This is a genomic window from Klebsiella sp. H-Nf2 (assembly GCF_002806645.1).
Lineage (GTDB): Bacteria > Pseudomonadota > Gammaproteobacteria > Enterobacterales > Enterobacteriaceae > Klebsiella > Klebsiella variicola.
The window spans coordinates 661,602-681,416 of record NZ_PIBL01000002.1 but is presented as its reverse complement, the minus strand read 5'-3'; the positions used below and the strand labels follow the sequence as shown (position 1 = coordinate 681,416).

Annotated in this window: 15 protein-coding genes; 9 read left to right on the top strand and 6 right to left on the bottom strand. The window is 58.8% G+C overall.

Annotated features, from left to right (window positions below):
* Nucleotides 1-859: 859 nt before the first annotated feature.
* Nucleotides 860-1,660, bottom strand: coding sequence for a hypothetical protein (locus tag CWM58_RS10085; RefSeq protein ID WP_100680860.1), 801 nt, complete (start codon nt 1,658-1,660; stop codon nt 860-862).
* Between the two features lie 134 nt (nt 1,661-1,794).
* Nucleotides 1,795-2,679 carry a LysR family transcriptional regulator gene (locus CWM58_RS10080; RefSeq protein ID WP_100680859.1) on the bottom strand — a complete coding sequence of 295 codons (885 nt, stop codon included), beginning with the start codon at nt 2,677-2,679 and terminating at the stop codon, nt 1,795-1,797.
* 211 nt (nt 2,680-2,890) lie between these two features.
* Here CWM58_RS10080 and CWM58_RS10070 point away from each other — a divergent pair, with 211 nt between their 5' ends.
* Nucleotides 2,891-3,463, top strand: a complete 573-nt coding sequence (locus tag CWM58_RS10070; RefSeq protein WP_023323138.1) for a flavin reductase family protein — start codon at nt 2,891-2,893, stop codon at nt 3,461-3,463.
* A 19-nt stretch (nt 3,464-3,482) separates the two neighbouring features.
* On the opposite strand, the gene CWM58_RS10065 is transcribed toward CWM58_RS10070, so the two are convergent.
* On the bottom strand, nt 3,483-3,836 hold the full coding sequence (locus CWM58_RS10065; protein WP_077274722.1) for a helix-turn-helix domain-containing protein: 354 nt from the start codon (nt 3,834-3,836) through the stop codon (nt 3,483-3,485).
* A 333-nt stretch (nt 3,837-4,169) separates the two neighbouring features.
* On the opposite strand from CWM58_RS10065, the gene oqxA reads away from it, so the two are divergent.
* Entirely contained in the window at nt 4,170-5,345 is a 1,176-nt protein-coding gene (gene oqxA, locus CWM58_RS10060) for a multidrug efflux RND transporter periplasmic adaptor subunit OqxA (protein ID WP_061153614.1), read from the top strand.
* A 23-nt stretch (nt 5,346-5,368) separates the two neighbouring features.
* On the top strand, nt 5,369-8,521 hold the full coding sequence (gene oqxB / locus CWM58_RS10055; protein WP_100680857.1) for a multidrug efflux RND transporter permease subunit OqxB: 3,153 nt from the start codon (nt 5,369-5,371) through the stop codon (nt 8,519-8,521).
* 67 nt (nt 8,522-8,588) lie between these two features.
* Here oqxB and CWM58_RS10050 read toward each other — a convergent pair whose 3' ends face one another.
* From CWM58_RS10050 to CWM58_RS10040, 3 genes are all read right to left on the bottom strand, one after another.
* Nucleotides 8,589-9,068: an RrF2 family transcriptional regulator gene (locus CWM58_RS10050; RefSeq protein WP_008806108.1), complete on the bottom strand. Its 480-nt coding sequence runs from the start codon at nt 9,066-9,068 to the stop codon at nt 8,589-8,591.
* A gap of 188 nt (nt 9,069-9,256) precedes the next feature.
* A complete protein-coding gene (locus tag CWM58_RS10045) occupies nt 9,257-12,145 on the bottom strand; it encodes a C1 family peptidase (RefSeq protein ID WP_100680856.1) in 2,889 nt (962 codons plus the stop codon).
* A 648-nt stretch (nt 12,146-12,793) separates the two neighbouring features.
* Nucleotides 12,794-13,705 (bottom strand): LysR family transcriptional regulator, encoded by a 912-nt coding sequence (locus tag CWM58_RS10040; RefSeq protein WP_002914199.1) that lies wholly within the window; start codon nt 13,703-13,705, stop codon nt 12,794-12,796.
* A gap of 115 nt (nt 13,706-13,820) precedes the next feature.
* Here CWM58_RS10040 and speB point away from each other — a divergent pair, with 115 nt between their 5' ends.
* The 6 genes from speB to CWM58_RS10010 are packed head-to-tail and all read left to right on the top strand — an operon-like array spanning nt 13,821 to nt 19,812.
* Entirely contained in the window at nt 13,821-14,771 is a 951-nt protein-coding gene (gene speB / locus CWM58_RS10035; protein ID WP_004145693.1) for an agmatinase, read from the top strand.
* A 10-nt stretch (nt 14,772-14,781) separates the two neighbouring features.
* On the top strand, nt 14,782-15,645 hold the full coding sequence (locus CWM58_RS10030; protein ID WP_100680855.1) for a sugar phosphate isomerase/epimerase family protein: 864 nt from the start codon (nt 14,782-14,784) through the stop codon (nt 15,643-15,645).
* Nucleotides 15,642-16,709 carry an isopenicillin N synthase family dioxygenase gene (locus tag CWM58_RS10025; protein WP_100680854.1) on the top strand — a complete coding sequence of 356 codons (1,068 nt, stop codon included), beginning with the start codon at nt 15,642-15,644 and terminating at the stop codon, nt 16,707-16,709. Before CWM58_RS10030 ends, CWM58_RS10025 begins: the two co-directional genes overlap by 4 nt.
* 19 nt (nt 16,710-16,728) lie before the next feature.
* Nucleotides 16,729-17,532 (top strand): ABC transporter substrate-binding protein, encoded by an 804-nt coding sequence (locus CWM58_RS10020; RefSeq protein ID WP_016161662.1) that lies wholly within the window; start codon nt 16,729-16,731, stop codon nt 17,530-17,532.
* A 30-nt stretch (nt 17,533-17,562) separates the two neighbouring features.
* Nucleotides 17,563-19,083 carry an amino acid ABC transporter permease/ATP-binding protein gene (locus tag CWM58_RS10015; protein WP_074387812.1) on the top strand — a complete coding sequence of 507 codons (1,521 nt, stop codon included), beginning with the start codon at nt 17,563-17,565 and terminating at the stop codon, nt 19,081-19,083.
* Nucleotides 19,084-19,812, top strand: a complete 729-nt coding sequence (locus CWM58_RS10010) for a class II aldolase/adducin family protein (RefSeq protein WP_004899997.1) — start codon at nt 19,084-19,086, stop codon at nt 19,810-19,812.
* The last annotated feature ends 3 nt before the right edge of the window (nt 19,813-19,815 follow it).

Here is a 19,815-nt window from a genome sequence, read left to right as displayed (position 1 = left end):
AGTTTCAGGAATTTCAGGCGCGTGGCTGGCAGATCCTTGCGGGATTCGCAGTTGCCCAATGTTAAATCAATACGTTGGAGCGCATTCAGGTTCAAATCTGTGAGGGCCCGGGCGACGCGCCTGATCTTCCAGCCTCTCCCTCCAGGCAAATAAGGCTGGCGAGAACGGCTCACGAATCCAGCCCACAAGGGAATAAGTCATCAGAAATCGCTATTGACCTGCTCCCTATCAATTAACATATCCCAATGTTATCAATGTCTACTTTTGGCACATAGCGGCTAGAGTTGGGGTTGGCTGGTCCGCTCTTATCGAGGAGAGGAAATCACAGTCGTTGTCACAATAGTTGAGGGTCAACTTAAGTTGTGGTCTGTTACTCAACGGTGAGCAGGTCAAGTCTGTTTTTCAGTGTGACGACTCAACTAGATATCATCACGCACAGTCACTATCTCGCCTCATTTTTCTCATCAAAGGGAGAAAAACTTTTAGGCACCCAAATAGGCACCAGCAAAAAGTTGAACTAGTAGTTACCAAAGTAAATTCAATGGATTAAAAAACCAATTCAGACTCCGCCAGCCCACCAAAATTCTCCATCGGTGATTACCAGAGTCATCTGATGAAGTCCTGAAAGCCCGCACGGCGCAAGCCCTGCGGGCTTTTTTGTGCCCTCAATTTGTCCCGCGAAGCCTGAAGCCTGCTCATTAAACCCGCACCTTTTAGGCCCATTGATAGGCCCAACGAAAAGCTCTGTTGTTTTCGCGCTACCAATTACCCGCCAACCCCCCTCTCAGAATTAGACCTCCCACGACACCTTGCACAACCCTTTCACACTCCGGCCGCGTCCGCGGCCGGAGGGATAGATTTACCCCTTGTCAGAATACGCGTCCAGCATGGCAAGGACCGCCCGACGCGCCGCATCGTCTGCGATATTGTCAGGCAGCGCATCAGCCCGCAGAGTGACATAAGCGTCAGCAGCCCTTCGAATGGCAATCCCGACGGAGTCACGATCGTGCGTTGCCAGGGTGGAAGTCAGCAGGCCATCGGGATCAATGCCGAGGGCTTCTATTCGGCGAACGCCGCGTTGCGGTAGATTGGCGCGACGGAACAGCATCGGCCCCAGCACTTGTTCCCGGAAGAAGGACAGCATCCCCAGCGCTTCGAAGAGTTCGCCCCTCCCCAGCTTAACCACGGCATAATGCAGCCAGATCCAGGCTCGGGACTCAAACCACTCCGGCGTCATGTTCGGCCAGTGCGCGCTAAATTTTGCCAGCTGTCGCTCGAGAGCATCATTATCACGGGTAAATAGCACGGCAGGCTCCTCAACGCGCTGAGTGAGCATGTCCAGGGTGATAAATTTCATATCGACATGCAGAAGTTGCGGGCCAAACAGGCAGATCAGCAGGCGAGGCTCACCGACGTGTTCCCCGGTGAAAGCATGCAGCAGATGGCCGAGCGTTCCGGCGAACGCCATACGCTTAGCCATGATTTCGTCATAATAGAGAGGGTCGACCACCACCACAAAATCCAGATCGGAGTATTGATCAAACCCGCCATGGATAAACGAGCCGCCAGCGAGAAGGGAGTGGATCCGCGAATCAGACTGTAATTTAAGCTTCAGTTGCTCTGCAAAACTTCTGTGTAAATCGGGTAGCGTATTAAGCATACTTTTTCCTGTTCACAAAAAAGACAAAGCATTACAGAATATCGAGCGATTCATCCGCAGACCAGATATTTCTGCTGGAACCCTCCCCTCCCTGGCGGGGCTCCCGACGCGCTATATCGGAAGCAATACCTCCCTCAAACCACCTCGTTCATCCACTCAGCAAACGCCCGCACGGCGGGAGAGAGAAAGCGCTGGTGCGGATAGAGCAATGTGACGGGTACCGGGGGCGGCTGCCAGTCCGTCAGCACTTCCACCAGCCTCCCCTCCTGCAGATGGTCAGCAACGATATTCTCCGCCAGCTGCGCCAGCCCGAAGCCCGCCAGGCACATTTTTATATAGAGCCCCGTTTCATTCACCGCGACGTTGCCGCTGACGGGTACAGAAAAGGTCTCGCCGTGGCGAACGAAGCGGAACTCATCGGCCCGTCTCGCCTGGCCGGAGAAATAATGCACCGCCCGGTGCTGAGAGAGCGCCTCCGGTGACGGCGGCACGCCATATTGCCTGAGATAGTCCGGTGACGCGCAGGTTACCCAGCGAAAGCGGCTCAGAGGGCGGGCCACCAGGCTGGAGTTGTTCAGCTCTCCCGTTCGTATCACGCAGTCGACGCCTTCCTGAATGAGATCGACCTGGCGATCGCTGACGCCGATCATCAGGTAGATATCGGGATAGCGCCGGTAAAAGTCCGGCAGATGCGGCATGACGATGAAATGCGCGATGCCCGCGGGCATATCAACCCGCAGGCGCCCCTGAGGCCGCGCGACAGACTCGCTCAGGCTGGATTCGCTATGTTCAATCAGAGCGAGAATTTCCCGGCACTGCGCCAGATACTGCAGCCCTTCCGGAGTGAGACTCACCCGCCTTGTGGTCCGGTTCAGCAGCCGTACCTTCAGGTATTGCTCAAGGTTTTTAATGGTACTGGTGACAGTGGAGGCAGGCAGGGAAAGGGTTTCCGCGGCACGCACGAAGCTCCCTGCCTCCGCGACGCGCATAAACATCTGCATAGCCTGGATACGATCCACCTTCTTTCTCCCCTGTAGCGAGCTGCTTACCGACAGACGGCATGATTATTCGTTGATTATGAATAATGAAAACAATTTACGCACCTTTTTGCGCTTAATCGCCTGGCGTATCGTTGCTCGGTGGATGACGAAGGAGGGGCCGAAAATGAACATGCCCTCAATAAATATCCAGATAATCATTACGTTAAATAACACGCATAAAGGAACAATAATGTCCGTGCAGCCTGTCGAATTAAGTAAGGCGTATCGTTTATTGCAGGTCGGCTCCACCACCATGATTTCCGCAAAATATAATGGCGTCGAAAATGTCATGTCAGCCGCCTGGGTTGGGCTGGCAGGCGAGCGAAAAGTGGTGGCCTATATCGGCCCCCAGGCCTTCACTCGTCAGCTGGTCGAAAAGAGCGGCTATTTCGTGGTGCAGATCCCCGTAGTCAGCCAGATGGCAACCGTCCTCTACGCTGGCGGGCGCAGCTATGCCGACGCGCCGGATAAAAATGACTCCATCCCCTTCATTTATCAGCCGGGGTTCGACATCCCCCTCGTGGCAGGCTGCGCGGGCTGGCTGGTGTGCAAAGTGATGCCCTACCCGGACATTCAGCAGCAACACAATCTGTTTATGGGCGATATCATCGCCGCCTGGAGCGATGATCGGGTATTCCGTAACGGACACTGGATCTTTGATGATGCGCCGGACGAGTTGCGGACCGTTCACTATGTCGCAGGCGGGCAGTTCTATGCCATCGGTAAGGGCAGCAAATTCGATCATGGGCCGGGTCAGGACTGACCCTGCCCGGTCATGCGGATCACTGGCGAGATGTCTGCGCAGCAGAGCGGCTGATACTCCGGCGCCAGACGCCGGGCGCCTGGCCATACTGGCGCTTGAAGCTGCGGTTGAAGGACTGCTGGGAGTCAAAGCCGAGGGCGATCGCCACGTTCAGGATCGGCTCGTTGCTGTGGGCTAAGCGTTCGACCGACTTTTCCAGCTTTTGCGCCCGAATATATTCTCCGAGGGGCTGCCCGGTATGTTCTTTGAAGATCCGCTGCAGGTGCCACTTCGAATAGCCGGATCGTCGGGCAACGGTGTCAATATCCAGACGGCTATCAAGATGGTTATCGATCCAGTCAATGAGATCCTGAATGATGGCGCCAGTGTTCATCATGTTACCTCCGCGCAGCCGGTTAAAAGCATCTTTATCAGTTGCATTTAAAGGTGGACTGGTTTGACACAAAATGCAAGTTTTATTGTTACATTTAAATCCGCGCCGGGATCGCGGTTTTTGTCTCCAGCCAGGACCGCACATAAAGTGCAACAATTATTCTTGCACTTAGTTAAGCGCCTTCCTACAATCGCCGCGATAGTGTATTCGAAATTGTTACAGTTTTGTGGCGATGATCGACACAAATGGCCTTAAGCCAGCCCGGTCAAAGGAAGTGGCGCAGCGTCTCGCGCTGCGTCTTGCCCGGCGGCTACAATTACCGGAATAAAAATAATGAGCCTGCAAAAAACCTGGGGAAACATTCACCTGACCGCGCTCGGCGCGATGATGCTCTCCTTTCTGCTCGTCGGCTGCGACGACAGTGTCGCGCAAAACGCCGCGCCGCCCGCCCCGGCGGTCAGTGCTGCGACGGTGGTAGTGAAGTCGATCAGTCAGTGGGATAGTTTTAACGGTCGGATTGAGGCGGTGGAAAGCGTTCAGCTTCGCCCCCGTGTCTCGGGATATATTGATAAAGTGAATTACACCGACGGTCAGGAGGTGAAAAAGGGCCAGGTGCTGTTCACGATAGATGACAGAACCTATCGCGCCGCGCTGGAGCAGGCGCAGGCGACGCTGGCGAGAGCCAAAACGCAGGCCAGCCTGGCGCAAAGCGAGGCGAACCGCACCGATAAATTAGTCCATACCAATCTCGTCTCCCGTGAAGAATGGGAGCAGCGCCGGTCAGCCGCGGTTCAGGCGCAGGCGGATATTCGCGCCGCGCAAGCGGCGGTCGATGCCGCGCAGCTTAACCTCGACTTCACCAAAGTGACCGCGCCTATCGATGGCCGCGCCAGCCGGGCGCTGATCACCAGCGGTAACCTGGTCACCGCGGGCGACACCGCCAGCGTGCTCACCACTCTGGTCTCGCAGAAGACGGTGTACGTCTACTTTGACGTCGACGAGTCAACCTATCTTCACTATCAAAACCTCGCCCGCCGCGGGCAAGGCGCGTCCAGCGATAATCAGGCGCTCCCGGTGGAGATTGGCCTGGTTGGCGAGGAGGGCTACCCCCATCAGGGCAAAGTGGATTTTCTCGATAATCAGTTAACGCCGAGTACCGGCACCATCCGCATGCGCGCGCTGCTGGACAACTCACAGCGCCTGTTCACGCCGGGGCTGTTTGCCCGCGTGCGTTTGCCGGGCAGCGCGGAGTTCAAAGCCACGCTTATCGACGACAAAGCGGTACTGACCGATCAGGATCGTAAATACGTCTATATCGTTGATAAAGATGGTAAAGCACAGCGACGAGATATTACCCCGGGGCGGCTGGCAGACGGTTTACGCATCGTTCAGAAGGGGCTGAACCCTGGGGATAGTGTCATCGTCGACGGGTTACAAAAAGTGTTTATGCCGGGTATGCCGGTGAATGCCAAAACCGTTGCCATGACCACCAGTGCCGCCCTCAACTGATCCCTAATCAGAGAATCCAACACATGGACTTTTCCCGCTTTTTTATCGACAGGCCGATTTTCGCCGCGGTGCTGTCGATTTTAATTTTTATCACCGGGTTAATCGCTATCCCGCTGCTGCCGGTGAGCGAATATCCGGACGTCGTCCCGCCGAGCGTCCAGGTGCGCGCGGAGTATCCCGGCGCCAACCCGAAAGTGATTGCCGAGTCCGTGGCGACGCCGCTGGAGGAAGCGATCAACGGCGTTGAAAACATGATGTACATGAAATCGGTCGCCGGCTCCGACGGCGTGCTGGTCACCACCGTGACCTTCCGCCCGGGTACCGACCCGGATCAGGCGCAGGTTCAGGTGCAGAACCGGGTCGCGCAGGCGGAAGCGCGTCTGCCAGAGGATGTACGCCGTCTGGGGATCACCACCCAGAAACAGTCCCCGACGCTGACCCTGGTGGTACATCTGTTCTCCCCCGGCGGGAAGTACGACTCGCTGTATATGCGCAACTACGCCACGCTGAAAGTGAAGGATGAGCTGGCGCGCCTGCCCGGCGTCGGCCAGATCCAGATTTTTGGCTCCGGTGAATATGCGATGCGCGTCTGGCTGGATCCCAATAAGGTCGCTGCCCGCGGTCTGACGGCCTCGGATGTGGTGACGGCGATGCAGGAGCAAAACGTCCAGGTGTCTGCCGGACAGCTTGGCGCCGAGCCGCTGCCGCAGGAGAGCGATTTCCTGATCTCCATTAACGCCCAGGGCCGTCTGCATACCGAAGAAGAATTTGGCAATATCATTCTGAAAACGGCGCAGGACGGCTCGCTGGTCCGCCTGCGCGACGTGGCGCGCATCGAGATGGGTTCCGGCAGCTATGCGCTGCGCTCCCAGCTCAACAATAAGGATGCGGTCGGGATCGGTATCTTCCAGTCACCGGGGGCTAACGCCATCGATCTGTCGAACGCGGTACGCGCCAAAATGGCCGAACTGGCCACCCGCTTCCCGGAAGATATGAAATGGGCGGCGCCGTACGACCCGACGGTTTTCGTGCGCGACTCCATCCGCGCGGTGGTGCAGACGCTGCTGGAAGCAGTGGTGCTGGTGGTGCTGGTGGTGATCCTGTTCCTGCAGACCTGGCGCGCGTCGATTATCCCACTGATCGCGGTGCCGGTATCGGTGGTAGGTACCTTCAGCATTCTCTATCTGCTGGGCTTCTCGCTGAATACCTTGAGCCTGTTCGGGCTGGTACTGGCTATCGGTATCGTGGTGGACGACGCCATCGTGGTGGTGGAGAACGTCGAGCGTAATATCGAAGAGGGGCTTGCGCCGCTTGCCGCGGCGCACCAGGCGATGCGTGAGGTCTCCGGGCCGATTATCGCCATTGCACTGGTGCTGTGTGCGGTGTTCGTGCCGATGGCGTTTCTCTCCGGGGTCACCGGCCAGTTCTACAAACAGTTTGCGGTGACCATCGCCATCTCGACGGTGATCTCGGCCATCAACTCGCTGACGCTCTCCCCGGCACTGGCGGCCCTGCTGTTAAAGCCGCACGGCGCGAAGAAAGACCTCCCTACCCGGCTGATCGATCGTCTGTTTGGCTGGATTTTCCGTCCGTTTAACCGCTTTTTCCTGCGCAGCTCGAACGGCTATCAGGGGCTGGTGAGCAAAACCCTCGGACGCCGTGGCGCGGTGTTTGTGGTGTATTTGCTGCTGCTCTGCGCCGCTGGGGTGATGTTTAAAGTCGTCCCCGGCGGGTTTATTCCCACCCAGGACAAGCTGTATCTCATTGGCGGCGTGAAGATGCCGGAAGGTTCGTCGCTGGCGCGCACCGATGCGGTGATCCGCAAAATGAGCGAGATCGGGATGAATACCGAAGGGGTCGATTATGCGGTCGCCTTCCCGGGTCTTAACGCACTGCAGTTCACCAACACGCCGAATACCGGGACGGTCTTTTTTGGCCTCAAACCGTTCGATCAGCGCAAACACTCGGCAGCGGAAATTAACGCGGAGATCAACGCCAAAATCGCGCAAATTCAGCAGGGCTTTGGCTTCTCCATCCTGCCGCCGCCGATTTTAGGACTGGGCCAGGGCTCCGGCTATTCGCTCTACATCCAGGATCGCGGTGGGCTGGGCTATGGCGCGCTGCAAAGCGCGGTGAATGCGATGTCCGGGGCGGTTATGCAGACGCCGGGGATGCACTTCCCTATCTCGACCTACCAGGCTAACGTGCCGCAGCTGGACGTGCAGGTCGATCGCGATAAGGCGAAAGCGCAGGGGGTGTCACTAACCGATCTGTTCGGCACGCTGCAGACCTATCTCGGCTCGTCTTATGTCAATGACTTTAACCAGTTCGGGCGTACCTGGCGCGTGATGGCCCAGGCTGACGGACCATTCCGCGAGAGCGTGGAAGATATTGCTAATCTGCGCACCCGCAATAATCAGGGTGAAATGGTGCCGATCGGCAGTATGGTGAATATCAGTACCACCTACGGGCCGGATCCGGTGATCCGCTACAACGGTTATCCAGCGGCGGACCTGATTGGCGATGCCGATCCGCGGGTCCTCTCTTCTTCGCAGGCGATGACGCATCTGGAGGAGCTGTCGAAGCAGATCCTGCCGAACGGGATGAATATTGAGTGGACGGATCTGAGCTTCCAGCAGGCCACCCAGGGCAACACGGCGCTGATCGTCTTCCCGGTGGCGGTGCTGCTGGCGTTCCTCGTGCTGGCCGCACTGTATGAAAGCTGGACCCTGCCGCTGGCGGTGATCCTTATCGTACCGATGACGATGCTCTCCGCGCTGTTTGGCGTCTGGCTGACCGGCGGCGATAACAACGTCTTCGTGCAGGTGGGTCTGGTGGTCCTGATGGGCCTGGCCTGTAAAAACGCCATTCTGATCGTCGAGTTTGCCCGCGAGCTGGAGATCCAGGGGAAAGGCATCATGGAAGCGGCGCTGGAGGCATGCCGCCTGCGTCTGCGCCCGATCGTGATGACCTCCATCGCCTTTATCGCCGGGACCATTCCGCTGATCCTCGGCCATGGCGCGGGGGCGGAAGTCCGCGGTGTCACCGGGATCACGGTGTTCTCCGGGATGCTGGGCGTGACGCTGTTTGGTCTGTTCCTGACGCCGGTGTTTTACGTGACGCTGCGGAAACTGGTGACCCGCAGGAAGCCGGTCCAGGAGGATCTGCCCGCCTAGCCTGCAGCAGATAACAAAAAACCGCCTTCACAATTGAAGGCGGTTTTTTTTCGTCACCAGAAAATGATTAATGCGCTTTTTTAAAGCGGGCGATCATTTCCGGCACCGGGTCGCAGCCGCTGCTATCGCCATTTTTGACCGCCTCCAGCGCGCTGGCCACGGTGTGACGAGCAAGGACGTTTAGCGAAGCCTGCTCTGCTTCATCGGCAATCGATTTGAAGTACCAACAGGCGTTGGCGCTGACCACGCAGCGAGCCGGAACTTCAGGACGCGACGCCCACAGCTTTTTATCTTCAATAACCGAAAGATAGATATCACGCAGGGTGATCTTGTCCGCCGGGCGGCCAAGATGAATAGAGCCGTTGCGGCCAAGCGTGGAGACGATGATGCCGTCACGAGTAAGCGGAACCATTAGTTTACGGATAAAGCTCGGGTTCGCTTCCAGGCCGTAGGCCAGAATCGCACTCGTCGAACGTTCACCCATCTGCTCCGCCATTGCTACGCTGAGAACCATCTGCAAAGCTGTCGGGAAGCGGTAATCTAACATGGTATTGTCCTGGGTTGCGGTGAATCTTGTTCTTTTTGGCACCGCAGAGGTGAATAATCAATGAACAACAATATAACAAATACGGGAATTTTTTTGAAGCAATCTGCGGTTAGCCTGCGAAGTAAATTTTCTGATTTCACGGGCAAAGGCTGCCGGATGACAAACCCGGCAACCGCATACCGTGCCATCTAAAAACCGCGAAGATCATCCACCGGTAAGTTCAGCTGGCTATTCTCAACAATGCGTTGCAGGGTCAGGCTGATCACATCAATGTTGTTATCGAAACTACCGTGGGAAGCATCGATCATCACGCCTGGGCCGCCAGGGACCTTATCGATATCAATGATGTTGGTTCGGCCGCGCTTTTCCAGCCCCGCCTCAGCCGCGGCATGACGCCAGTTACGCAATGCTTCCCCGGTGCTCGACGAACCGTCCCAACCCGAGTAGTTTTTATCATGTATCTTGTCCATTCCCAGCAACGGTGTTCGCCGATCCCCTTCTAACGCGTTGGAGACGAAATAGAGGAGCGACTTGCGATAAATAGCTGCCACATTGTCGGCTCGTTCAATGCGATCGGACAGGATATGGAGATACATACGTTTCATCAGCAATTCATGCGGGGCATAGTGTCGGTTGGCAAACTGTACCATACATGCCGGCGCATAGAGATGCGCAGACTTGAGAGCGTCACCCAGGCCGCGGGATGACAACAGATCGACGAAATGGCCGAGAATAATACTGCCCGCCGAGTGACCAATTATATGAATTTCAAGCGCTTTCCCCCAGGTTTCCACTAACTTTTGCAGGGCCGTCACCAGCAGATCGCCTGCGCGTCCTGAAACGCAACTAAATTCAGCGTTCTCCTTCATTTCGCTCCACAGAGGCTTCGCGGCCGGCCGACCAATAGTTTCCTCAATCAGCAGATCGGAAGCCTCAGTCAATGCCTCACGCACGCCACCCGCGCGCGAGGGTTCACGGCGAAAATGGTCGGAGAAGATATCGCCAATGGACTCCAGGATCCCTGTTTTCCACACCAGAAAGAGTGGATAGCAATCGTTGCCAGTGAAGTAACGTCCCATCGCCCGCGCCCGCGCAATCGACCCCACCTCATTGTTGAGCCCGCCATGCGCATAGATGACTAAGCGTTTAGTCTCTGCGTGTTGTAAGCGAAACCAATGATCGGGCAATACGCATCCCTGATACATCAGCGTACGCGTCATCTCGTCCTGGGTCAGGTAGCGATCCACCCGACCATCGTTGCCGATAACAATACTGTGCTGATAGGCCGTGGTTTCGTCCCACCACTGCGGGTGATTACCCGCGGCGGCCGGTGTGGCAAGGGCTGGCGAACCCGTTGCAAGCTGCCCTGGCACCACGCCGGGCACGCCCAGCGCCGCCACCCAGGCATCCATCGCGTTGGTCAACCAGTCGGCATAACTCAGTACCGCGAAGCCACCGCATCCCCACTCTGTACCCCAGGAGTTTTGTACGATAAACCCGTCGCGGTTAAACCCAACCAGCGCAAACGCATGACCGCCCGTTTTAGTAGGCTTGCCATTGAACGCGATGACGGCCAGCGAGTCATGATTGGTGGGCGTCTTTTTCGCCGTCGGGACCGTCTGCCAGCCCTCATGGGTAAAGGCGGAAACGTAGATAGCCCCCACGTCATGGATGGCGGCCTGCATATCGGTAATATTTTTGATATCAATACGATAGTAGACCCCCAGAGTCGTATTCACCGCGCGCTCCGCGTATCCGTATTGCGGCGGGATATTTTCCTGCTCCCGGTAAGGCCAGTCAGACTCCAGACACACGCCGTGATGGAACCACCCTTTAAGCGCACCACGGCAGCTCGAACCGTCATAATCTTCCCCGGCGTATTCGTCGTATCGCCGGGCAAAGTTGTAAAGCATGCGGGGGCTCACTGAATCGAGTTTTTTCGGGAAACCGGCTTTACGCCAGCGCAAATAGTTCACCACGCAGGCTAAGCCAAAACCCGTGCAGGCGCCTTCCCGCCCCTGATCGAGGATCAGCTGCGCCTGGGTGTAGACGGTCAGTAGCGTGGCGATATCCTTATCAACCGGAAAGCGGTCCGGTAGGCTCACCGGCGGCGGCGTATAGGTACGATCGCGCAGATCAAGCGGATCCTTTGACGCATTGAGAACCGGTCCCTCTGCCGGAACCGCGATCGCGGCTACGCCCGCCTGCTGTCTGGTCCCTCTGCCAGCTCCCGCGCCCTGAATCTGGCTGGTCTGCTGCATAACCGCTGGCAAGACCGCTGCAAGCGTGAAGACTTTTTTGAAACTATCCAACCCGTGCGCCCCGCCATTCACCAACCTGCGCGCTTTTCGGTAGTCGGGAGGCGTGGCTGTCAGGGCCGCGGTTAACGCCTCTCGACGATCGCCGAGGAACATCGCCAACAATACCGCCGCCACCTCGGGTGCATTAGCTAAATCGGGAGAGCCGATAATGTCCACACCTATGCGGGAAGCATATTTCTGGTAGTTCGACCGCCCCGTAAGCTGTACGAAACCACGTCCGCGAAACCTGGCGCCATCCCCAGGGGTGATGTTACCAAGATTCTTGCCTTTGTCGGTCCCTGCGTCGTAGGCGCTGAACGCCGGCAGCCCTGGCAGCGTGTTGAACTGCGAGGGATATTCGGAAATCGGCACGAAGCCTTCGGTCTCCGCGCGGATGGTCCCCAGGGCAGCCAGGATCAACGGGATCGTCGTGAGTCCTTCGCTGGTTAACGCTGCCGCGACGTACGGCAGATAGCGCAGCACATTGGATGGTTTGGTGGCGGGGAATAAATGCTGCACCTCATCTGCCCGCAGCGTAAACGCAGGCAGCGTGATAAGCGCCAGCAGGCTCTGGCAATAGGGACCGACGACGCCATCGGCGATGATGCCGATATTCGACTGCCAGTGTCGGACCGCCGAGGCGAGCGTTGCATCGAACGTGTCACTATTCGACGGCAATGCAAACATCTTCGCATCTGCTCCCAGCGTTTTCGCCAGACGTTTGCGTAACTCGACAACCTCCGGGCTGGATGAGCCCTGCAACAGCAATTTAACCATGACAAGAATCCTCGAAAAGCGATGACCGTGCGGCGATATTGATATAGGCCGCAGTACGCAACATGACGTTGAGCTGTCCTTATGAAATGAGGCTGACAAGTGGTATTGCTTCAGGCTGCAAAGCGACCCGGCGGCCGCGGATGATATCCCTCGACAAAGATGGCGCGTGTCGCCCTCTCGTTTGAGGCGGGCAAACTTCGTCTGGGCAGGCGTTCCGGCATGCTCGTATGAGTATAGGAGAAGCGTAACGGCACCCGAGGATTTATTACTGGCTGAAATCTGTCACGGGTCAGCCGTTGACGGGCGGTTCAGGAGACATCATCCCCTCCCCGTTCGCCAACTATCCGCTGCCATAACGGCAGCGGATCCTGCGAGATTTGTCTGGCGCTGATCTGCCTGCACAAACTCTCCACCATCGCGATTGCGGAAAAAACCATTAAAGCGAATCGCTAACGACCGCGCTGCCCGACGACCTGTCCACACCAGCGGCGCCTAACCCTGTGGATAACCTGGAGGCAGTTGCCTGGCAGCCCCAGCACAAGCGGGCTACCGGCTGCCGTTCGTTTTTTGAACAGGAGAAACGCCCCCACCGGGCAGCGCGCTGAGCGCCAGAGCCACCACCGCAGCGGAGGGAAGTCCCTACCCCACTCAGTAATTCCATTTCGGCCGCGCCACCGTGTTTTTCTTCAGCAGGTCGCGGAACGCTTTCAGGTAGGGCTCATTGCTGCGCCCGCGCTTACAGATGGCCGAGAATGGCGACTGAAAACCAAACTCGTTGGGCAGCAGCACCCGCAGGCGGTTCTCTTTGATCCACGGCCAGGCGTAATGCTCCGGCAGATAGCCAATATATTTCCCCGAGAGGATCAGCAGCAGCTGGGCGTCGACGGTCTCGACGGTGGCGCTGCCTTTGCTGAAGCCCCGGCGGCGCAAATCGCTGGTGTTCCAGTAGCTGCGAGTCACCAGCGGGCACTGGCTGATCTGCTCTTTATCCAGCTGACGGCTGAAGAACATCGGGTGCAGATCGCTGCAGTAGAGCCAGTGCTGTTCGCGGTACAGCGGCTCGCTGATGATGTTATGCACCTGCGAGTTGTAGCTGCCGATGGCCAGGTCGATATGGTTGTTCAGCACGCCGTTCAGTTGCTCCGCCGGGGTGCGAATAATCAGTTTGATATGCACATGGGGAAATTTGTCGCTGAAGCTGCGCAGAACCACCGGCAGCGAGAGCGCCGTTTCGGTCTCGATGGAGTCGAGCGTCGAGATGCACAGGGTGCCGCTGTGCTCCCCTTTGAGCAGCGCCGACTGCCGCTCCAGTTCATTGAGTTCGCTCAGCACGCGGATCGCCTGCTGTAAAAACTGCTGACCTTTCTCGGTCAGGGAAAAGCCGCCGCGCCCGCGCTGGCAGAGGGTGAAGCCGAGCTGTCCCTCCAGCTGCGACATCGCATTACTGATGGCGGAGACCGAAATGCCCAGCTCCTGCTGGGCCCGGCTATAGCTCTCCAGGCGGGCCACCGCCTCGAAAACCTGCAGCTGTCGAATATTAAGGCTGGCGTCGTGATGCATCGTATTTAGTTCACCAATAAATGAACTGAGTATTTACGTCAGACGATGTAAAGTCCAGCGCGGGTTGCGCACTATCTCTCCTGTTACGTTTCATCCGTCAGATTCAGGAGCAGACATGGATAACCTCTTTCACCAACCGCAGGGTGGCAATGAGATGCCACGCTTCGCCGGCCGCGCCACAATGATGCGCCTGCCGTTTATCGAAGATTTACAGGGACTTGACGCGGCATTTGTCGGCATTCCGCTGGATATCGGCACCTCGCAGCGCTCAGGCACGCGCTACGGACCGCGCTATATTCGCGCCGAATCGGTGATGATCCGTCCGTACAATATGGCGACCGGCGCCGCGCCGTTCGACTCGCTGTCGGTGGCCGACATCGGCGATGTGCCGATCAATACCTACAGCTTGCTCAAATCGGTGCAAATTATCGAAGATTACTACACCGGTTTGAATAGTTATCCGCTGATCCCGTTGACCCTCGGCGGGGACCACACCATTACCCTGCCGATCCTGCGGGCGCTGACCAAAAAACATGGTCCGGTGGGGCTCATCCACGTCGACGCCCATACCGATACCAATGATGAGATGTTCGGAGAGAAAATCGCCCACGGCACCACCTTCCGCCGCGCCGTTGAGGAGGGACTGCTCGACCTCAAACGGGTGGTGCAGATTGGCCAGCGCGCCCAGGGCTATGCCGCCGGCGACTTCCAGTGGGGCGTTGACCAGGGCTTTCGCCTGGTGCAGGCGGAGCAGTGCTGGCATACCTCGCTGGCGCCGCTGATGGCCGAAGTTCGCCAGCAGATGGGCGACGGGCCGGTGTATCTCAGCTTTGATATCGACAGCCTCGATCCCATCTGGGCCCCGGGAACCGGGACGCCGGAAGTCGGCGGCCTGACCTCCATTCAGGCGCTGGAGATCGTCCGCGGCTGCCGCGGCCTGAACCTGATTGGCGCCGATCTGGTCGAGGTCTCTCCCCCCTATGACGTGAGCGGCAATACCTCCCAGCTGGCGGCCAACCTGCTGTACGAGATGCTCTGCGTCCTGCCCGGCGTGAAGTACGCCTGAGGGAGCCGCCATGGAGCTGAAATGCTTTCGCACCCTCTGGGGAGTCACCACCCCCTGGTCGCAAACGCTGGATGAACTGCAGCGCGTCGGCTGCTGCGGTATCGAAGCCCGCGTGCCGTTAACGGTGGCCGAGCGGCGGCAGCTCGCCGACCGCCTGCAGGCGTCGGGGCTGGAGTATATCGCCATTCTTTTCAGCGGCGGCGGAGTGCTCCCCGCCCAGCATGAAACGCCGGAGCAGCATCTGGCGCGCCTGCAGACCCGCTTCGCCGAGGCCAGCAGCCTCAACCCGCGCTTTGTCAATCTGCTGGCGGGCAACGATCGCTGGCCGCTGGCGCAGCAGGTCGATTTTCTCGGCAAGGCGCACGAGCTGGCCGCCGGGTTTGGTTTGACCTGCAGCTTTGAAACCCATCGCGCCACCTCGCTGTACAGCCCGTGGCTCACGCTGGAGATTATTCAGCAGCTCCCCCAGTTGCGCTTTACCGCCGACATCAGCCACTGGGTGGTGGTCAGCGAGCGCCTGCTGGATGACCCCTGCGATGACTTCAGCGCCTTTATCGACCGCGTGCATCACGTGCAGGCTCGGGTGGGCTACGACCAGGGGCCGCAGGTGCCGCACCCGGCGGCGCCGGAGTATCAGCCGGCGCTGGCTTTTGCCGAGCGCTTCTGGCAGCAGGTCTGGCATTCACAGCGCCAGCGCGGCTACCCGCAGACCACGCTGACCCCGGAGTTTGGCGCCGACGGCTATCTGCACCATCTGCCGTTCACCAACGTTCCGGTGGCCGACCTCTGGTCGCTCAACGCCTGGATGGCCGCGCGCCAGCAGGCCCACTTTCAGCAGTTTTTAACGCTCACTGAACAGGAGCCGCAGCCATGACCGCCGTGAAGCACGCTTTTACTGAACTCCCGACCATCGATATCCGCGATCTGGCCGGCGACGATCTCGCCAGGCGCCAGGCGGTGGCCGACGCCATCGGCCGCGCGGCGCGCGAGGTGGGCTTTTTCTACATCACCGGCCACGGCATCGACCCGGCGGTGATCGCCGGCGTCCGCGAGGCGGCGAAGCAGATCTTCGCCCTGCCGATGGAGGAGAAGATGAACTATTACATCGGCCACTCCAAAAGCCATAAGGGCTACGTTCCGGAAGGAGAAGAGATCTACGGCTCCGGCAAGCCGGACCATAAAGAGGCTTTCGATATCGGCTTCCAGGCAGCAGATGACCATCCGCTGGTGCTCGCCGGCACGCCACTGATCGGCGCCAATGAGTGGCCCGATCTGCCGGATTTCCGCGCGCGGGTGCTGGCCTACTACGACGCAGTCTTCGCCCTCGGCCACCGTCTGTTCGACGCTTTCGCCCTCGCGCTCGGCCTGCCGGAAGGGTATTTCAAACCGATGGTGACCTGCCCACCGGCCAAGCTGCGGCTGATCCATTACCCGTTCGACGCCAGCGTCGAAGATGTTCCCGGAATTGGTGCACATACCGACTATGAGTGCTTCACCCTGCTGCTCGCCGACCAGCCCGGGCTTGAAGTCCTCAATGAAGAAAGCGTGTGGATCGATGCACCTCCCGTCAAGAACGCCGCCGGAGAAGAGGCGTTCGTGATCAATATCGGCGACATGCTGGAAGTGCTCAGCGCTGGCACATTTGTTGCTACAGCCCACCGGGTGCGCAAAGTGCCGCAGGAGCGGTACTCCTTCCCGCTGTTTTTCGCCTGCGATTACCACACGCTGATCCGCCCGCTGCCGACCTTCCTCGCCGCCGGCGAAGCCGGTGAATATCAGGAGCTCAGCATCGGGGAGCATATGTGGAGCCAGGCGCTGCAAACCTATCGCTACCTGCGCGAGAAGGTCAATCGCGGTGAACTTCAGCTACCGGAGCGCGCGCGCGGCACCAATACGTTTGGCCATTTGAAAAAACAGGCACAGCAAAAAAACCCCTAACCACCCGTGAGGAACCATGATGACTAGCACCCTAAAAAAAATCTCGCGCCGTGTCGCGCTTACCCTCGCCGTCAGCGCCTGTTTTTCCCCTGTCACCCAGGCGGCGGAACTGCTGACCGAGGGCGTCTTTAAGGTGGGGATGGAAGTCACCTACCCGCCGTTTGAGTCCTATGACAGCAATAACAACATCGTCGGTCTCGACCCGGATTTTGCCGCGCTGATCGCCCAACATCTGCAGGCCAAACCGCAGCTGATCGACACCAAGTTCACCAGCCTGATCCTCGGCATCGGCAAGAAATATGATGCGGTGATCTCCGGGATGTACGTAACGCCGGAACGCCAGAAGCAGGCCGACGCCATCCCTTACGCCCTCTCCGGCGCGTCGATCATCGCCCTGAAGGGCGGCGCGGTGCAGCCGAAAACCGAAGATGAGCTGTGCGGTGTGAAGGTCGGTCTGCAGGCAGGCACTACCTGGGTGACCAGCCTGAAAAAACACTCCGATGAGTGGTGCCTGAAAAACGGCAAACCGGCCATCACCATTCAGGAGTTCCCGACGGCGCCGGAAGCCTCGCAGGCGCTGCTGTCGAAGAACATCGGCGCCCAGCTTGAGATTGCCCCGGCGGCGCAGATCATCGTCGACAAGAGCCGCGGCCGCCTGGGGATAAGCTCTACGCGCCTGGTCTACCCGCTGCCGCTGGGGATCTACGTCGCCAAAGGCAACACCGAGCTGGCGGAGGCGATTAAGGCCACCCTGGCCACGCTGAAAGCCAACGGCCAATATGCCGCGCTGATCAAGAAATACAACTTAGAAAGCATCGATTAAAACAATAAGCACTGCGCAACAGGAGTCGGTATGGCGTTCGATTGGGGATACTTTTTTTCATTGTTTAGCATTGGAGCATTCTGGCAGGCGTGCGTGACCGTGATCGTGGTCAGCACCTTGTCCTGGGGGATCGGCCTGGTGGTCGGTTTTCTGTTAGCCTGCGCGAAGCTCTCCGCGCCGCGCTGGGTCAAGATCCCCGTCGAACTCTATATCTGGTTTTTTCGCAGCGTGCCGCTGATGGTGCTGCTGGTGTTTGTCTACAACCTGCCGCAGCTGTTTCCGGTGACCCAGCCGCTGCTCGGGGTGCCGTTTATCGCCGGGCTGGTGTCGATGACCGTCACCGAAGCGGCCTATATGGCGGAGATCCACCGCGGCGGACTGCTGTCGGTGGCCAAGGGGCAGAGCGAGGCGGGCCATGCGCTGAGCTTCAGCTTTATCGGTATCCAGCGACTGATTGTTATTCCTCAGGCGTTTCGCATCTCGCTGCCGACGCTGATCAATGAATACATCACCATCATTAAGCTGAGCTCGATTCTGTCGGTGGTCTCCTTACCCGAGCTGCTGCTCACCGGCCAGCGCTTGTATGCGCAAAATTTCCTCGTGATGGAGACCCTGCTGGCGGTGGCGGTGTACTACGTGATGGTGGTTACCGTCTTCACCTGGCTGTTCCGGGCGCTGGAAAATCGTCTCGATATTCAGCGTAAGCGTCCGCAAACCCTCAGCGAGGCGGAATGCCAGGCGCTGCGCCAGAGCCTGCCGGCGCTGACGGAGGAGATCAAAACGCCGGCCGTCAACGGCGCGCCGCCAGCGCTCGATCTGCGGGGCATCCGCAAATCCTGGGGTCAGCATGAGGTGCTGAAAGGCATCGATCTGCAGGTGGAGAACGGGGAGGTGATCAGCATCATCGGCCCGTCCGGCTCCGGCAAAACCACCCTGATCCGCACCATCAACGCCCTCGAAAGCATTGATGGTGGGGAGATCATTCTCTACGGCGAAGACTATCTGAAAGGCGGAGCCATCGTTGATAAGCGCCAGATGCGCGCCGGGGTGCGGCGCATCGGCATGGTCTTCCAGAGCTTCAACCTGTTCCCCCACCGTACGGTGCTCGACAACGTGATGCTGGCCCCGCGCTATCACCAGTTGCTGGACCAGCCGGTCGCCAGAGAACAGGCTCTGGTGCTGCTCGACCGCGTCGGCCTGCTAGCCCATGCCCACAAATACCCCTGGCAGCTCTCCGGCGGCCAGCAGCAGCGCGTGGCGATCGCCCGGGCGCTGGCGCTGAAGCCGGACATTATGCTGTTTGACGAGCCGACCTCGGCGCTGGATCCGGAGCTGGTGGGCGAAGTACTGAAGGTCATTCAGTCGCTGGCCCGCGAAGGCATGACCATGCTGATTGTCACTCACGAGATGGACTTCGCCCTGTCGATTTCCGACCGCGTAGTGCTGATGGAGAACGGCGTGGTGCAGGCCGATATCGCCCCGCAGGTGATCCGCAGCCCGCTGGAGGCCCCTTCTCTGCAACGAATCCGTGAATTTATGGGAGTACGCTAAATGGCAACTGAGCAACACCTGCGCCAGCAGCTGGCCGCCGCCTACCGGCTGGCGGCGCTGTTCGGCTGGGAGGATACCCTCTACACCCACTTCTCCGTGCGCCTGCCCGGCGATGGCGAGCCGCGTTTTTTAATTAACCCCTTCGGCATGATGTTTGACGAAGTCACCGCCAGCAACCTGATCGTGGTGGATATGCAGGGCAAGGTCGTAGAGGGCGACGCGCCAGCTAACTCGGCGGGGTTCACCATCCACAGCGCGGTGCATATGGCCCGGGAAGACGCCCACTGCGTGATCCACACCCATACGCTGCCGGGGATGGCGGTGGCCGCCTGCGAGGACGGCCTGCTGCAGCTCAACCAGATCAGCACCGAATTTTACCAGCGCGTCGGCTACCATCCCTATGAAGGGGTGGCCTTTGACCTCGACGAACGGGCGCGCATCCAGCGCTCGCTGGGGAATAATATCGCCATGATCCTGCAGAGCCACGGCCTGCTGTCGGTGGGCCGCACCGTGGCTGACGCCTTTTACATCATGTACTACCTGAACCGCGCCTGCGAGATCCAGATGGCCACCGCCCAGCTGGCGGCCCTCAGCCCGATCCACACCATCGCTCCGCACCTCAGCCAACACGCCTGCGAGCAGCTGATGGGCGTGGAGCATGAACGTCAACAGGTCTGGCAGGCGTGGCTGCGCCGTCTTGACCGTCTCGATACCTCTTACAAAGACTAACGC

Bases quoted from the DNA above. Each gene is read 5' to 3' on its own strand.
- CWM58_RS10085 (WP_100680860.1), bottom strand. From the start codon at position 1,660: ATGCTTAATACGCTACCCGATTTACACAGAAGTTTTGCAGAGCAACTG.
- CWM58_RS10070 (WP_023323138.1), top strand. From the start codon at position 2,891: ATGTCCGTGCAGCCTGTCGAATTAAGTAAGGCGTATCGTTTATTGCAG.
- CWM58_RS10065 (WP_077274722.1), bottom strand. From the start codon at position 3,836: ATGAACACTGGCGCCATCATTCAGGATCTCATTGACTGGATCGATAAC.
- oqxA (WP_061153614.1), top strand. From the start codon at position 4,170: ATGAGCCTGCAAAAAACCTGGGGAAACATTCACCTGACCGCGCTCGGC.
- oqxB (WP_100680857.1), top strand. From the start codon at position 5,369: ATGGACTTTTCCCGCTTTTTTATCGACAGGCCGATTTTCGCCGCGGTG.
- CWM58_RS10050 (WP_008806108.1), bottom strand. From the start codon at position 9,068: ATGTTAGATTACCGCTTCCCGACAGCTTTGCAGATGGTTCTCAGCGTA.
- CWM58_RS10045 (WP_100680856.1), bottom strand. From the start codon at position 12,145: ATGGTTAAATTGCTGTTGCAGGGCTCATCCAGCCCGGAGGTTGTCGAG.
- CWM58_RS10040 (WP_002914199.1), bottom strand. From the start codon at position 13,705: ATGCATCACGACGCCAGCCTTAATATTCGACAGCTGCAGGTTTTCGAG.
- speB (WP_004145693.1), top strand. From the start codon at position 13,821: ATGGATAACCTCTTTCACCAACCGCAGGGTGGCAATGAGATGCCACGC.
- CWM58_RS10030 (WP_100680855.1), top strand. From the start codon at position 14,782: ATGGAGCTGAAATGCTTTCGCACCCTCTGGGGAGTCACCACCCCCTGG.
- CWM58_RS10025 (WP_100680854.1), top strand. From the start codon at position 15,642: ATGACCGCCGTGAAGCACGCTTTTACTGAACTCCCGACCATCGATATC.
- CWM58_RS10020 (WP_016161662.1), top strand. From the start codon at position 16,729: ATGACTAGCACCCTAAAAAAAATCTCGCGCCGTGTCGCGCTTACCCTC.
- CWM58_RS10015 (WP_074387812.1), top strand. From the start codon at position 17,563: ATGGCGTTCGATTGGGGATACTTTTTTTCATTGTTTAGCATTGGAGCA.
- CWM58_RS10010 (WP_004899997.1), top strand. From the start codon at position 19,084: ATGGCAACTGAGCAACACCTGCGCCAGCAGCTGGCCGCCGCCTACCGG.